Origin of the sequence: Sulfitobacter sp. EhC04, assembly GCF_001650875.1 — a bacterium.
GTDB lineage: Bacteria > Pseudomonadota > Alphaproteobacteria > Rhodobacterales > Rhodobacteraceae > Sulfitobacter.
Window position 1 is genome coordinate 1 of sequence record NZ_LXYI01000048.1, and the last position, 12,523, is coordinate 12,523.

14 protein-coding genes are annotated in these 12,523 nt (G+C 59.6%); 11 read left to right on the forward strand and 3 right to left on the reverse strand.

Annotated elements, in window-relative coordinates:
• Nucleotides 1-21: 21 nt before the first annotated feature.
• The 3 genes from repC to A8B82_RS19155 form a co-directional block, all read right to left on the reverse strand.
• Nucleotides 22-1,179, reverse strand: coding sequence for a replication initiation protein RepC (gene repC / locus A8B82_RS19145; RefSeq protein ID WP_067296140.1), 1,158 nt, complete (start codon nt 1,177-1,179; stop codon nt 22-24).
• 220 nt (nt 1,180-1,399) lie between these two features.
• Nucleotides 1,400-2,041 carry a hypothetical protein gene (locus A8B82_RS19150; protein ID WP_328586507.1) on the reverse strand — a complete coding sequence of 214 codons (642 nt, stop codon included), beginning with the start codon at nt 2,039-2,041 and terminating at the stop codon, nt 1,400-1,402.
• Nucleotides 2,042-2,138: 97 nt separating this feature from the next.
• On the reverse strand, nt 2,139-2,408 hold the full coding sequence (locus A8B82_RS19155; protein ID WP_067296151.1) for a hypothetical protein: 270 nt from the start codon (nt 2,406-2,408) through the stop codon (nt 2,139-2,141).
• 621 nt (nt 2,409-3,029) lie between these two features.
• Here A8B82_RS19155 and A8B82_RS23700 point away from each other — a divergent pair.
• The 11 genes from A8B82_RS23700 to A8B82_RS19210 all read left to right on the forward strand — a co-directional run.
• Nucleotides 3,030-3,578 carry a lytic transglycosylase domain-containing protein gene (locus A8B82_RS23700; RefSeq protein ID WP_375342699.1) on the forward strand — a complete coding sequence of 183 codons (549 nt, stop codon included), beginning with the start codon at nt 3,030-3,032 and terminating at the stop codon, nt 3,576-3,578.
• On the forward strand, nt 3,575-3,859 hold the full coding sequence (locus tag A8B82_RS19165) for a TrbC/VirB2 family protein (RefSeq protein ID WP_037239483.1): 285 nt from the start codon (nt 3,575-3,577) through the stop codon (nt 3,857-3,859). The genes A8B82_RS23700 and A8B82_RS19165 overlap by 4 nt, the downstream gene beginning before the upstream one ends.
• A gap of 23 nt (nt 3,860-3,882) precedes the next feature.
• Nucleotides 3,883-4,158, forward strand: coding sequence for a type IV secretion system protein VirB3 (locus A8B82_RS19170; protein ID WP_067296156.1), 276 nt, complete (start codon nt 3,883-3,885; stop codon nt 4,156-4,158).
• The gene (locus A8B82_RS19175; protein ID WP_161489480.1) at nt 4,148-6,517 is read left to right on the forward strand and encodes a VirB4 family type IV secretion system protein; all 2,370 of its coding nucleotides are present in this window, start codon (nt 4,148-4,150) and stop codon (nt 6,515-6,517) included. The genes A8B82_RS19170 and A8B82_RS19175 overlap by 11 nt, the downstream gene beginning before the upstream one ends.
• A 165-nt stretch (nt 6,518-6,682) precedes the next feature.
• Nucleotides 6,683-7,771 carry a lytic transglycosylase domain-containing protein gene (locus tag A8B82_RS19180; RefSeq protein WP_067296162.1) on the forward strand — a complete coding sequence of 363 codons (1,089 nt, stop codon included), beginning with the start codon at nt 6,683-6,685 and terminating at the stop codon, nt 7,769-7,771.
• Nucleotides 7,761-8,570, forward strand: coding sequence for a type IV secretion system protein (locus tag A8B82_RS19185; protein ID WP_082899384.1), 810 nt, complete (start codon nt 7,761-7,763; stop codon nt 8,568-8,570). The genes A8B82_RS19180 and A8B82_RS19185 overlap by 11 nt, the downstream gene beginning before the upstream one ends.
• Before the next feature lie 3 nt (nt 8,571-8,573).
• Entirely contained in the window at nt 8,574-9,062 is a 489-nt protein-coding gene (locus A8B82_RS19190; RefSeq protein ID WP_067296165.1) for a hypothetical protein, read from the forward strand.
• A gap of 2 nt (nt 9,063-9,064) precedes the next feature.
• Nucleotides 9,065-10,066, forward strand: a complete 1,002-nt coding sequence (locus A8B82_RS19195) for a type IV secretion system protein (RefSeq protein WP_067296168.1) — start codon at nt 9,065-9,067, stop codon at nt 10,064-10,066.
• A 2-nt stretch (nt 10,067-10,068) separates the two neighbouring features.
• Nucleotides 10,069-10,713, forward strand: a complete 645-nt coding sequence (locus tag A8B82_RS19200; protein ID WP_067296170.1) for a virB8 family protein — start codon at nt 10,069-10,071, stop codon at nt 10,711-10,713.
• Between the two features lie 3 nt (nt 10,714-10,716).
• Nucleotides 10,717-11,448, forward strand: a complete 732-nt coding sequence (locus A8B82_RS19205; protein WP_067296172.1) for a TrbG/VirB9 family P-type conjugative transfer protein — start codon at nt 10,717-10,719, stop codon at nt 11,446-11,448.
• A gap of 2 nt (nt 11,449-11,450) precedes the next feature.
• On the forward strand, nt 11,451-12,523 hold a 1,073-nt coding region (locus A8B82_RS19210), incomplete at its 3' end, for a TrbI/VirB10 family protein (protein ID WP_067296174.1).

Here is a 12,523-nt window from a genome sequence, read left to right on the forward strand (position 1 = left end):
TTCAGTTGCGGGTTGGAAACTCTACCTCACCCCATTGCGCCGTTTTTGCAGAGCCGCAACGCTTGCATCGAAGTCCAGCCTTCCTGCCTTGGCTCGACGGATCAGTTCGCGCATCAAACCGCCAGGATTGCGAACAGGGTAGCTCGGGTGATCTCGCTGCGCATCAACCAATAGTAGGCAGAAAGCCAACCCGTGGTCGCCCAAGGTGCTCTGGCCCTCGTGCCAAACTGAAGCATGGATATCGAGCATCGGCAGCAACGCCCAGGCAGCCTCGATGATGTCGCGCTCTTTGAGAGGTCGGTTCTGATCTCGGCTCGCGTCAAGCATCATGCGTAAGCCATCGCCGGCAATGCGATATAGATTCTCTGGCGTCAGAGCGGGTGGCGCGGGGCAGGGAATTGATGATGGCGGTTCACTCTGTGCGATTTCCGCGTGTCTTTCAGAGTTATCCACAGCGGGCGGCGTCTCTACAGTTTGAGTTTCTTCTCTGGTGTTTTGTGTAAAGGGCCGGAAGTTTTCCACTGGCTGGTCGGAAGAAAGCCCATGGTTTTCAAGCCAATCTTCAAGGCTGTTGCACAGATCGGAACTGGCCTTCAAATGGGCGGTAAGCCGCTCCAGACCAAGACGGCCTAACGCATCGCTGCGTGGCCATTCCGCAAAACTGGCCAGAATCCTGGCGATCTCAGGATCTTTGATAGCCAAGGAGGGCAGGGCGGCGATGCACCGCCTCATGTGACGCAAACGAAGGGACCGAAGATCCTTCAAAGCGCGCAAATGCCTCCGTTCCGCACGGAGCCGATCGCGAAGGGCTATGAATTCTTCCAGTCGCGCGATCAGCGGAGTCAGTATCAAGCCTAAGCCAGCACGCCCATAGCGGGCACCATTCGCCGCGACACGTTTCACGATCAGCCCAAGCTTGCACAGCGCGGCCTCATCCGTTCGCAACTGGCGCGACGTCTTGCCAAGTTCGACCGCTGCGAGATCCTGCGCGCCAAAAAACACCGGTTCACGATGGGGAGAGGTCCAGTCGGATGCGCGGGTGCGCCCGATGATGTAGTTCAGAACTGCGAGGCGCGCCGGGCGCAGGCCTATATGCGGGGCAACCTCTGAGATTAGCGCCATGACAGCCCCTTTGGTCCAGCCTTCCGGCAGGGTGGGATGGGTTTGGATCACGTTCATTGTCTTGTCCTTGTGAATTGGGACAAGGCTGCAACAGGGCATCCGTGTCCCAGCGAGAGACACGTTTTTTCGTTGCCTTGACTGTCGGGACTGCTAGAACGAGATCACAGTTTGATTTGACCTGTCGGAACGCCAATTCCGATGTTCTTTGAGCCCCTCGCTTGGTTGCCGCCTTGCGGGGGTTTCTTCTTTTCTATCGTTACCCTGTGATTGTTTGAGATCAGTAGTTGACCTGTTCGAAGCCATAGGTGCCCTCAAAATCCTCCCAATCGACGAACACAGCACGGACCCAGATATCGGGGCAGTTCTGACCGTATCGCTCGGCTCCTCGGAATGCCGGAGGAAGCGCGCTTACCGAGCTGTTTTGCCACCGAAATTGGCCGCCTTGATCGTACGTGCCACGCCGCACAGAAGCATGTCTGTTGCAATTCTCACGGCCCTCGTCCTGACGTGCCGTAACCTGGAAGACATCTATGGAGCGGATGAAATCAAAAGCGGGGTTCGTCACATCGATATCGGCGGCACGCCCGACAGCTTGGGCGAGCCGGAGCGTTTCTCGCTCTCGGGGCAGGGAGACTGCTGGACCCGGATTGAACCCCGCCAACCTGTAGAGGCGCTCAACCGGGTTCGGCGCTTCGAACTCAGCACGCATTGGACAACGCCAAATCTGCAGCGGTGGTTCGACCGGCCAGGGCGTGATCCGGCGGATAAACTCCGCGCGCGCGCGGGCACATGGGACCGAAGGAGGCCAACCGCCTGCGAGGCACAGGAGGATCGCACAATCGATCTGGTAGCCCTGTGCGGCGGCAGGTTTGGCAGCAAGCGGTGTAAGCCCGATCGCGATGATCACGGCAGTTGACACAAGCCGCCTCATGACAGAGCGCCACCGCTAACCCGTTGGCGTATAATCAGACTTATGTTAATTGTGTCATAATTGCTGACATATTTTGCGCGTCGTTTCATTGGAACATCTCCTGGTAAGCGTCAAGCACAAGACGGACTTCGGCCTGCGCGGAAGCTGATGCTGCGGCGAGGCAATTCAGATAGGTTTGTGCCTCATCGAAGTAGGTGTTGAACTCGGCTCTGATGTCGTCGCCGTACTCGTTCAGGAGCGCAGGCGAGGCCGCCAGCTCCGGCCGCAACGGCAACACGCAGTCCATCGCCAGCGCCTCGGCATTTGCTGGGATCGCTAGGGCGATGAATGTGCTACATGCCAGCAACCGCGACATCTGGTGGTCTCCCGACAATCTGGGGGCGAATCGTGTGTCGGACCTATCACCGAAAAAATATCGTAATCAATCAAAAGATATCTATTGACCTTCTAACGGGTTTTCCGCTACGTCGCCGCATATCTTGTGACATGCACTGTTTGAAGCGGTGCAAAAGCAGGTTACTTCCGTAGGAACTTCTTTCCTTCGGAGGCAAAATGGCAGGAACAAAATACCCCGTGATCCTAACATCGCACATGCAAGAGGCGATCGAGGGTGGGGCATGGATCGAGGTGGAATGCGTTGAAGCCCCGGAAAAGGGCGGCAACACGCATAGGGGTGGCTGGACGGTTTTCGTCTGCTCCAATGACGGTCAAGGCGGTGTGCACCGGTCGGTCTATGTGACCAACCGGGATCTTAAACCACGCGTCTTCAAGACCGCAGCAGGGCTCATGAGCTTCTGCCTGGAGCTCGACGCAAAGGTATTCAGCTGCCCTCTCCGAGAAGGTGAGAGAGGCACGTGGGAGTTTGAGACGACAAGGTATCCTACCAGCGGCTAGCCTCGTTCTCTGGGGGCTTTCAGGCCCTTCCACTTATGCACAATCCGTTATCGATCTCGATGCTCCAGACCGTGTTGGTCGACTGACCAGTAGCGTTCTCGACTTTGCAAGACCCCAACCCGAGCAAAGCGACGGTGTCGCACGCTCTGAGGTCGTCCCTCTTGATTCACCACGCCTGTCTCCGCCTCGGGTCCCATCGGGCCGCCCTGCGATCGAGACTATGATCCTGGATGTGGGGTCGGTTTACGTGGACCACCCGGCCCTGCGCAGGGCCGGGATGTCCTCTCGCGATTGGCTCGCATTCTTTCGCGCCAACATCGCTATTGAAAGCGCATTTGATCCAGGCGCGCGGTCGCATGTCGGCGCAATCGGGCTTGGGCAGTTGATGCCGGACACTGCGCGCGTGCTTGGCGTCGATCCGCATGATCCTGAGCAAAACCTGCATGGATCCGCCCGCTACTTGCTGACACAACTTGATCGTTTCGGCACGCCGCAGCTTGCGCTTGCAGCCTATAATGCCGGCCCCGAAGCCGTGGCGCGCCATGGCGGGATTCCCCCCTACCGCGAAACCCAAGGCCATGTCCGCAAGGTCATGGCCGTCTATGCCCAATCCATCGGAGACCAGATATGAAACGCATCGACTATACCCGGGCGGCATTGGCCGCGTTGCTGATAGTGGCCGCAGCCCCGGCGCTTGCACAGGACCTCAGCCCGGTCTCTGACATGATCGACAACATCATCGACGCGGTGACGGGTCCGATCGGTCGTGGCCTCGGCGTGCTCGCTCTCGTGGGATCGGGTGTCATGATGTTTTTCGGGCGTCTCAACTGGCCGATCTTCGTCGCCGTGTTTGTCGGCGTGGTGCTGATCTTTTCGGCCGAGACCATCATCGATGGCTTTGCGGCTCCTTGATCTGACAGGCCGCAGAGACCTCCATGCGCGACACACCACTCTTTCTGGGGATGACCAAGCCGCCACGGATATTCGGTCTCCCGATCGGATATTTTGTGGCGCTGGTCTTCGCATCCGTGATCCCTTTCATTCTGGTTGACGACATGCGGTTCCTGCTGGTGTTCCTCGCGGGCTACCCACCGCTTTGGGTGGTCGCAGACCGCAATCCACATCTGTTCCAGATTTTGAACGTGGTGATGTCGCGCACACCGCGAACGAGTGTGCGATCCCGCGATGGGGGCGATCTCTATGTCGCGTGAGTTTCGGGGGTTGATTGCAAGCAACGCTGTTCGGGATGCACTTGGGGACAAGGTCTTGAAAGCCGAGCGTCTTGGGCGGCACCTACCTTACATTGCTGCGGTGCGAGACAATGTCATCCTGACGCGGCAGGGTGATCTGATGGCGTCGGTCACGCTTGGCGGGATCGACAGCTTCACCAGCGATGACGCCCGGATCGATGAGATCAGTGAAGGCTTTGCCCGGATCGTCAGTCAGTTGGGCGAGCGTTTCGGTTTCCACATCAACAAGGTATCACGCCCGGATGTCGCGGACCTTGCTGCGCCTGACGGTATGCCTTTTGCAGATGCGGTAGACGCGGCGTGGCAGAGAAGCCTGCGCGCACGTGACCTGAAAGCCCGCACCTTGATGCTGACAGTATTGATGCGTCCGTCGATGCCGCAGGCATTCTCGAAGGTTCTGGGCGCCCTTGGCGGCGGCCGCGATTTCCAGAAAGACATTGATACGCGAATTGTTGCCCTGGAAGAGGCCATGACGCTGCTCATGGCGATGTATTCCGACGCAGGTGCAGCGCGCCTGACAGTCTCGAGCGGGGACTGGCTTGCAGTGTTGGCCGCGGTTCACGGACAGAGCTACGGCAAAATCATCGCGGCCCCCGGGCAACTGTTGGCTGACACGATGAGCAATTTCGACGTCAGCTTTCAAGGCAAAACCATGCGGCTGGAAAGCGGCGACAGCGCACGATACGGCGCGATTTTCGGGATAAAATCCTATCCCAGTCGCACCTGGCCAACCATGCTTGACGCGTTGGAACTGCCCTATGACATCACGATCACCAACTCTTTCACGCCGCGGCGCGCCAATGAGATGGTTGAGCGCATTCAACGCACCTTTCGCCAGCGGGGTGCCTCCGAGGATGCTGGTGTCAGCCTGACAGAGCAATTGATCGAAGCCGCCGACGCCGTGGCATCCGGCCGGTCGACCTTTGGGACACACCATGCATCCGTGCAGGTCTTCTGTGACAGCGCCGAGGAACTGGAACAGGCAGCTTCCGAGATCTGGCGGGCGGGGCAAGAGACCGGTGCCGTTCTGGTAAGGGAATCCTGGGCCGCAAAGGCGCTCTATTTCGCACAAGCGCCCGGAAACTGGGCCTACCGGATCCGTGACGGGATCGTTTCGTCGCACAATTTCGCGGAACTGGCCGCGTTTCACAAGACAAGGCCGGGACGCGGACCCGAGGCCAGCCCATGGGGCAAGACGATCACGGCCTTCCCGACCGTGACCTCCAGCCTCTACCGGTTCAACTTTCACGAAGCGGGGCGCCGGACCGATGAGCCAAGCGTCGGGCACACGCTTGTTCTGGGCCGCACCGGGTCCGGCAAGACACTGGGCACGGCTTTTCTCATGGCGCAGGCCCGCAGAGTGGGTGCGCGGGTCATCGTTTTCGACAAGGATCAGGGGTTGGAGATGGCGATCCGCGCTTTGGGTGGCAGCTACAGCGAAATCAAGGTGGGCCAGCCCACCGGCTTTAACCCAATGACCACGGAGACCGATGCGCGGGGGGCCGCCTGGCTGACAGATTGGCTCGGCGACATTCTGGCCCGCCACCGTCCATTTGAGACGGTCCAGACCGCAGCACTGAACGAGGCGGTTCGTCAGATCGCCGCTGCGGAGCCGGGCCTTAGAACCTTTGACGGTTTGGCAAGCCTCGTGGCTTCTACCGATGATGACGGCGACCTGGTGTCCCGCGTGCGGGAATGGACAGAAGCCGGCCGGTACGGTTGGCTTTTCTCAAGGCCCAGTGCCCAGTCGATTGCCATTGGCGAGGATGTCCTTGGTCTCGACATGACCGAACTTCTGGACCAGGACGCAGAACGCTCCGCCCTCCTCGCCTATCTCTTCCGCCGTATCGAGCGCGTGATCGAGGATCGCAGACCAACGATTATTGTGATCGACGAGGCGTGGAAGATGTTGGCTGACGATATCTTCGTCAAGCGCCTCCATGACTGGCTGGTTACCATGCGCAAGCGCAACTGCGTGGTGATGATGTTGACCCAGACACCGGGCCATCTGGACCAAAGTTCGGTCGGCCAGATCATCGCGGAAAGTGTGGCAACCCAGATCCTGTTTCCCAATCCACGGGCAAATCCGGAGGATTATAGCATCCTGCGCCTGAATGCGCGCGAGGCGGATTTTCTTTCCAGCCCGACAGCCGGATTGCGGCTGGCATTGATCCGTTCCGGCACCGACAGCGTGTTCGTCAATACCGATCTCGCAGGCTTGGGCGGTCTGGTTACTGTTCTTGGTGGCGGCAAGACCGGCGAGGAAAAAGCGCCTGCCAATTGGCGCAAGAAAGAAGAATTCTGGAAGGACATGATGTGAAAGCACGATTTTTTCTGTTGGTCGCCATGACGGTCCTGAGCGCTTGCGAAGGTGCATCAACAGGCGTGCGATCGCCCTGTTTTGAGCGGCCCGCTATGGCGTTCTCGGCCCCTGCCCCCGGCCTTGTTTCACGGAATGCGCATTGTGATTTCCAGAGCTTCTAGAATGGCGATTCCGTTGGCTCTGGGTCTTGGCTCGCTTGCCTCTGCGCAGGGCGTACCAGTGATCGATGGCTCCAACCTTGCCCGCGCTGTGTCTCGCGTGGAAGAGCTCGCACGCGACGCCTTGCGGCAGGGCCAGAAGCGCGACGCCCGCCAGGAACAAGCGGATATCTATCAAGAGCAGCTTGAAGCCTATGAGCGTTTCCTTGCGGAGACCACCGGTGTCACCGACCTGAGTGGGTTCGAGGCTGGTGGGCCCGGCTGGGCGAGCGCTGCAGAGACTTACCGAGCCCAGGAAAATCATCCTGATGCCGATCGCCTCTTCGGTGAGCCAAGCGACGTGGAGCGCATGATCATCACGGTGGCGCGGCGCTATGAGGGTCATCCCGGTGTTGCGGCCGCCGGTCTGACGCCACTGACGTGGCGTATCCTCTTTCAGTCACTGATCAAGCAGGAAAGTCGTTTCAACAATGCAGCCGTCTCCCACGTGGGTGCGCGCGGTTTTTGCCAGCTGATGCCGGGCACAGCATCGGATCTCGGTGTGAACCCGTATGATCCTTGGGAAAACCTGGACGGTGGCGCACGCTACATTCTCACGCAATTGAACCGCTTCGGTCGGATCGATCACGCTCTGGCGGCCTATAATGCAGGCCCCGGCCGTGTTCTAGAGTATGGTGGTGTGCCTCCTTTCGAGGAAACCCAGACCTACGTCCGGCGCATCAACGGGTATTACAACGACTATCTTGGCACTATCACCGGCGTCGATATGACGGGGTCACTGGCGGGCTTCGATGGCGCTTCGGCCGCCTGGGGCAACTGGGCGGATGCCTCGGTCGGCTATAGCGCCTACATGGGCACCCAGATCGATCAGGCCATGACGAGGATCGCGGCGCTTTTGCGTGAAGATCCGCCCCGTAACGCAAAAGAGGCACTGGACCGCTCCACCTACATGCTTGCTGAACGGGCGCGGCTCATGGCGCTGACGCTGCGTCTGCGCGCGGCCCACGTGAAAGTCGAAGCGGCACAAGGTTTGACCGAGGCCGCCGATCACCTGGAGCAATCCACTTTCTGGAGGTATTCCGATGAGGGCTGACACCCGCCTTGCCGCAATTATTGTCGCGGGCACACTCATGGCGGCACACCTGCCCCCTGCCTTCGCTCAGGGTGTGCCTGTGATCGATGGATCGAACCTCGCGCAGAATATCGAGCAGCTGCAGGCCGCGCTGCGCGATGCGGAAAACCAGCTTCAGCAAATCGAGGAATTGCGTACCCAGATCGAGCGCCTCACTGATATTCAGGGCCTTCTTGATGACGTCCTGGGTTCAATTACCGGCCTGAATGAAATCGCAGCCCTCTACAACGATGTGGAGGACCTGCGTGCCCGCGCCCAGAAGATCACCGATCTATCGGGTTTCATGGACAGTCTGTCGCTCGGGGATTTTGACAGCCTGCTGGACGATCTGCTCGATGGCGACGTCACCATGGGAGAGCGCCGGGCCGCCGATGCCATGCGCGAGACGATGGCCAGTGCGGGGTTCACCTCGGAAAAACTCACCGAGCTGAACGACGCCGGGAACCCGCAAGGCGCTGCCATAGCCGATCTGGCGGCTGCCAATGCCATGGTTATCGGGCAAGCCCAAATTTCCTACGAGGAAGCCGCCCAGAGCATCGAGCGTATCGATGGGCTGGTGGAAGCGATTGGCGATCAGGAAACGCTCAAGGAATCGATCGATCTCAACACACGTATGGCTGCGGAGACGAATTACATGTTGGGCCAGATGTGGCGCCTGAATGCCGCCCAAGGCTTGGCGCAAGGTCAAAATGGCATCGATTTCGCGGCCGAGCAGGCTCGCACACGCTCCTTCTTTGATTTTTCCGGCGCTGAGGACTGACCCTTGAATACATCACTCAAAGCAGTTGCAGTTTTCATCGCCCTAGCAGGCAGTGCCTGGGCGGAAGACTTGCAAGACCTGCCCGACGATACGTTGCTCGGGGAGGTCGTCACTGCCACCGAAAATGGGGAGGAAGAACGCCTCCTCGATCTGATGCGCGAGGTACAGGCAAGAGGGCTCTTGATGTTCCCGAAGCCGCAAACCTGCACCTTCAGCTATCCGGACACTGATTTTTTCGGCAACGAGATTTTCCGTGGAGCGGTTCGATGGGGCTTCGGCACCGACCTGAGAGAGCTTGCAATGTCGCAGGGCTTCTGCGGCTGCATCTATGATCTCGGGTCGCTCGATGCGTTTACGCAGGAACGGATTGGCAAAGCGGCGCAGGATGCAATTACCAGCGATTTCAGCGTCTTTCGCAAATACCGCCGTAGCGATTGGTCAGATGTAAACGAGCGCTATCAGATCTTTCAATTGGAGCGGTGTGGTAGTTAAGGATGGCCATAATCGCTGAGGTTCTGGCACTGGTAGATGCAACTGTCGCGGGCGTGGCAGCTGACACGTATGCTGAAACGGTTGCCGCAGTACGCCCGGTTGTACAGACCGCATCTGTGTTGGTGGTCGTTCTTGTAGGCGCAAATGTGGGTCTGCAAGCCGTGCCGCTCTCGGTTTCCACAATCGTGTCGGTGGGGCTGCGCATTGTCCTGGTCAATGTGTTTTTGATCTACGCAAACCTTTCTGTTCCGTACGAAGCGCTGACAAATGCTCCTGCTGAACTTGGTTCAGGTATTCTCAACTCCCTCTCAGGTGGTGATGTCACAAACCTTTATGACGGCATAGACGATCTCTATTCCCAAGCTCTGAATGTCGGACAGGCGATCAGCCAGAATGGCGGCTGGCTGGCCGGTGCCATGACCAGCGTGATCATGTTTCTTGTGGCCGCTGCCATGGCGACGATCACCATCATCGTTCTGTCGGCTGCCAAAATCATGTTGGCGGTATTGATCGCCATCGCACCTGTGGTCGTGGCTTGCACATTGTTCAAACAATCCGCGCCACTGTTCGAGGCCTGGGTCAAACTCGCCATCGGATTTGCCTTCGTGCCTCTATTCGTGGCTGCCATGGCTGGCTTCACCATAGCGACGGGTGAGGCCGTCGCACCTGATAGCCTCGACAGCGTCGAAACACTCGGGGACGCGATTTCGTTCGTCGTGGTGATGATGATCGGCGCCGGCCTGATGTTGCTCGTGCCAACTTTCGCGCAAGGGCTTGCCGCCACGAACATCGGCCTCGCCTCGATCGGTGCAAATGCCGCGCGGATGCCCGGGAACGCATGGCGCAATACCGGTGCCGCGATCCGGGGCGGAGATGACATGCGACGGGGCTTCAACGCAGGACTTCAGGGACAAGGCGTCTCCGACCGATCGTCCAGCGCGGCCCGTGCCGGGAGCTATGCGGGCGGTGCGGTCAAGCTCGCCGGAAAGATGAAGAAGGGATAGTCATGAGTGGTTTCGATATCGATTTGGTGATGGGTCCGCGCCGGGCAGCGCGCGTCGCATGGATCGTTGCGGGCTGTTCCTGCGCCGTATCCGTGCTGTTGGCTCTGACCATTACGGTTATGTTGCCCCTGCGCGAAACCGAAGTGTTTACCGTCCTCGTCGACAGCACGTCGGGTGCAGCAGAACGCATCTACCAGGTTCAGCCGACCGGTATCACCGATGAGGAAGCGATCAAAGAATCCCTGCTTGTCAGCTATATCAGCGACCGCGAAAGCTATTTTAGGAACGGCATTCAAGAACGGCTCGAAAGTGTCCAGCGGCGCTCCAGCGGGTCAGCGCGCACCTCGCTGATAGAACTCTGGACCACGGGGTCCGAGAATTATCCCCCGCGCAGCTATGGCGCGAATGCGCAGGTCGATGTCCGCGTGCGGGCGATCACCTTCCTGGAAGACGAAGTGGCCCAGATCCGGTTCGACAAACGCCTCACCCGACCCAACCAGACCCCCGTCACGCAAACATTCATCGCCACCGTAGGGTTTGAGTTTGCCCCCCGCCGCGAACGCTCCCTGACACGCGTTTGGGAAAACCCCCTAGGCTTCTCGGTGACCGCTTACCGGGTCGATGCCGAAACACTGACACGAGAATAGTTCATGAAAACCGTCATAATTGCCATCGCAACGGTCGGCGGGTTGCTCGTAACGCCCGCCTTGGCCGAGCGCGCACCGGTCACCATGGGTCAGGACGCCCGCGTTCGCCACGTGACCTTCAACCCTACGGATGTGATCCGGATCGACACCCACCTTCGGGTAAACACGTCAATCGAACTCGGTCCCGGCGAACGGATCAATCAAGTCCTGATCGGTGACTCCGCGTCCTATGAAGTGGAGGTTCTGTCAAACCGCAATACGATCTCGATCAAGCCTGTCGAGGCACGGGCCGCGACAAACCTGACGATCTTTACCAACCGCCGCGCTGTCGCCTTCTATCTGACAGAGGGACGCTCGCGGACACAGTCTTTCCGGGTCGTCGTAAACTTTCCCGACGAGCGACCCGCCGGGCGCCAGCTTGCGGCTGGAGGCCGAGATACCGGCTATCAGTTCGCGGGCAGCGGTGCGATCCGCCCGACGAGGGTCTGGAATGATGGGCGCTCGACATTCTTTGAATTCCGGCCCGGCGTGCGGCCCTCGATCTTCGGCTTGAACGCCCAAGGCTACGAGATCACCCAGAACAGCCAGACGCAAGGTGCGGTCGTGCGGGTCACCGGCGTGCGGGACGCCTACACCATCCGCATGGGCGAAGATCATATCTGCATTACCCGGGAAACTGGTGGGTTCACGACCGAGGCTGCCGCCGTGGCCGCCCTGCGTGGACGGGAGTTCTGATCATGAGCGACGAGAAAACAGGGGGAAAGGAATACAGCTTCGCGCCCAAGCGGCGCGCATCTCTCGGGCTCAGGCTTGGTTTGGGTGCATTGCTTCTGGCAGGGACCGCCATCATTGCCTACCCGCTTGTGCAAGGCAGCGGCATCACTTCTGCCGTTGAAACATCGAAAGCCGACGACTTTCAGGATCAGGTCGACGGTGACGGGTTCGGCCGCATGACAACCGACGCGGAACCGACCGAACAAAGATCAGAGCCGAGATTCGATCCCGGACCAATCGAGGATGAACTCGCGGCGCAGCGCCAAGCCCTCGAGGAACAGAACGCCAAGCTTGCGAGCGACGTGGTCGCCCTACAAGCCCAGTTGGCAAGACTGGCCGAAGCCCCTGCCCCCGACAATTCCGCCGAGCTGGCCGAAGCGCTGCGCTCGGTCCAGGAACAGAACACGGCGCTCATCGCCCAGATGCAAAGCGAGATGGACACCCGGTTGGCAGAAGCCGATCTTGAAGCGCAAAAGCGTATCGCCGATGAGGTTGCCGCACGTGCGCGTGTTGCCGATGGCCGGATGGAGCAGTTGATGGAGCAAATGCTCGGACTGCAGCGCCAGAACGACGCCCTGCAACAGCAGATCGATGACGGAATGAATGATGCTCTACGCGCGCAAACCGAGAGGGATCAGCTCGCCGCCGAGGAAGCCGCGCGGCGGGCTGAACTGGACCGTCGGCGTGCCGAGGCGGCGGCGCTGCGCGACACACAAATCCGGTCCGAAGGGGTGATCTTTGATGCGGGCGGACAGACGGGCAGTCCGGCATCCGACCCCGAGAGGGGGCCCGCGCTCGGAGATGCGGCGGCGCGCGCCTTCGTGTTGGACGGTGCCCAGCCCGTTCAAGTCGCGACAGCGGAGGTAATCGCCAATCCTTCCAATACGGTTCTGCAGGGCACGCTCATTCAAGCGTCACTGGAAACCGCCATCGAATCCACATTGCCCGGACAGATTACCGCCATCGTGAACTACCCGGTCTGGAGTTTCGATCAGTCCCGCGTTCTCATTCCCGAAGGCTCCCGCCTCTTCGGGAC

What these genes read in the sequence shown, in the direction of transcription:
- repC (WP_067296140.1), bottom strand. Translation starts at nt 1,179, where the DNA reads ATGAACGTGATCCAAACCCATCCCACCCTGCCGGAAGGCTGGACCAAA.
- A8B82_RS19155 (WP_067296151.1), bottom strand. Translation starts at nt 2,408, where the DNA reads ATGTCGCGGTTGCTGGCATGTAGCACATTCATCGCCCTAGCGATCCCA.
- A8B82_RS19165 (WP_037239483.1), top strand. Translation starts at nt 3,575, where the DNA reads ATGAAACGCATCGACTATACCCGGGCGGCATTGGCCGCGTTGCTGATA.
- A8B82_RS19170 (WP_067296156.1), top strand. Translation starts at nt 3,883, where the DNA reads ATGCGCGACACACCACTCTTTCTGGGGATGACCAAGCCGCCACGGATA.
- A8B82_RS19175 (WP_161489480.1), top strand. Translation starts at nt 4,148, where the DNA reads ATGTCGCGTGAGTTTCGGGGGTTGATTGCAAGCAACGCTGTTCGGGAT.
- A8B82_RS19180 (WP_067296162.1), top strand. Translation starts at nt 6,683, where the DNA reads ATGGCGATTCCGTTGGCTCTGGGTCTTGGCTCGCTTGCCTCTGCGCAG.
- A8B82_RS19185 (WP_082899384.1), top strand. Translation starts at nt 7,761, where the DNA reads ATGAGGGCTGACACCCGCCTTGCCGCAATTATTGTCGCGGGCACACTC.
- A8B82_RS19195 (WP_067296168.1), top strand. Translation starts at nt 9,065, where the DNA reads ATGGCCATAATCGCTGAGGTTCTGGCACTGGTAGATGCAACTGTCGCG.
- A8B82_RS19200 (WP_067296170.1), top strand. Translation starts at nt 10,069, where the DNA reads ATGAGTGGTTTCGATATCGATTTGGTGATGGGTCCGCGCCGGGCAGCG.
- A8B82_RS19205 (WP_067296172.1), top strand. Translation starts at nt 10,717, where the DNA reads ATGAAAACCGTCATAATTGCCATCGCAACGGTCGGCGGGTTGCTCGTA.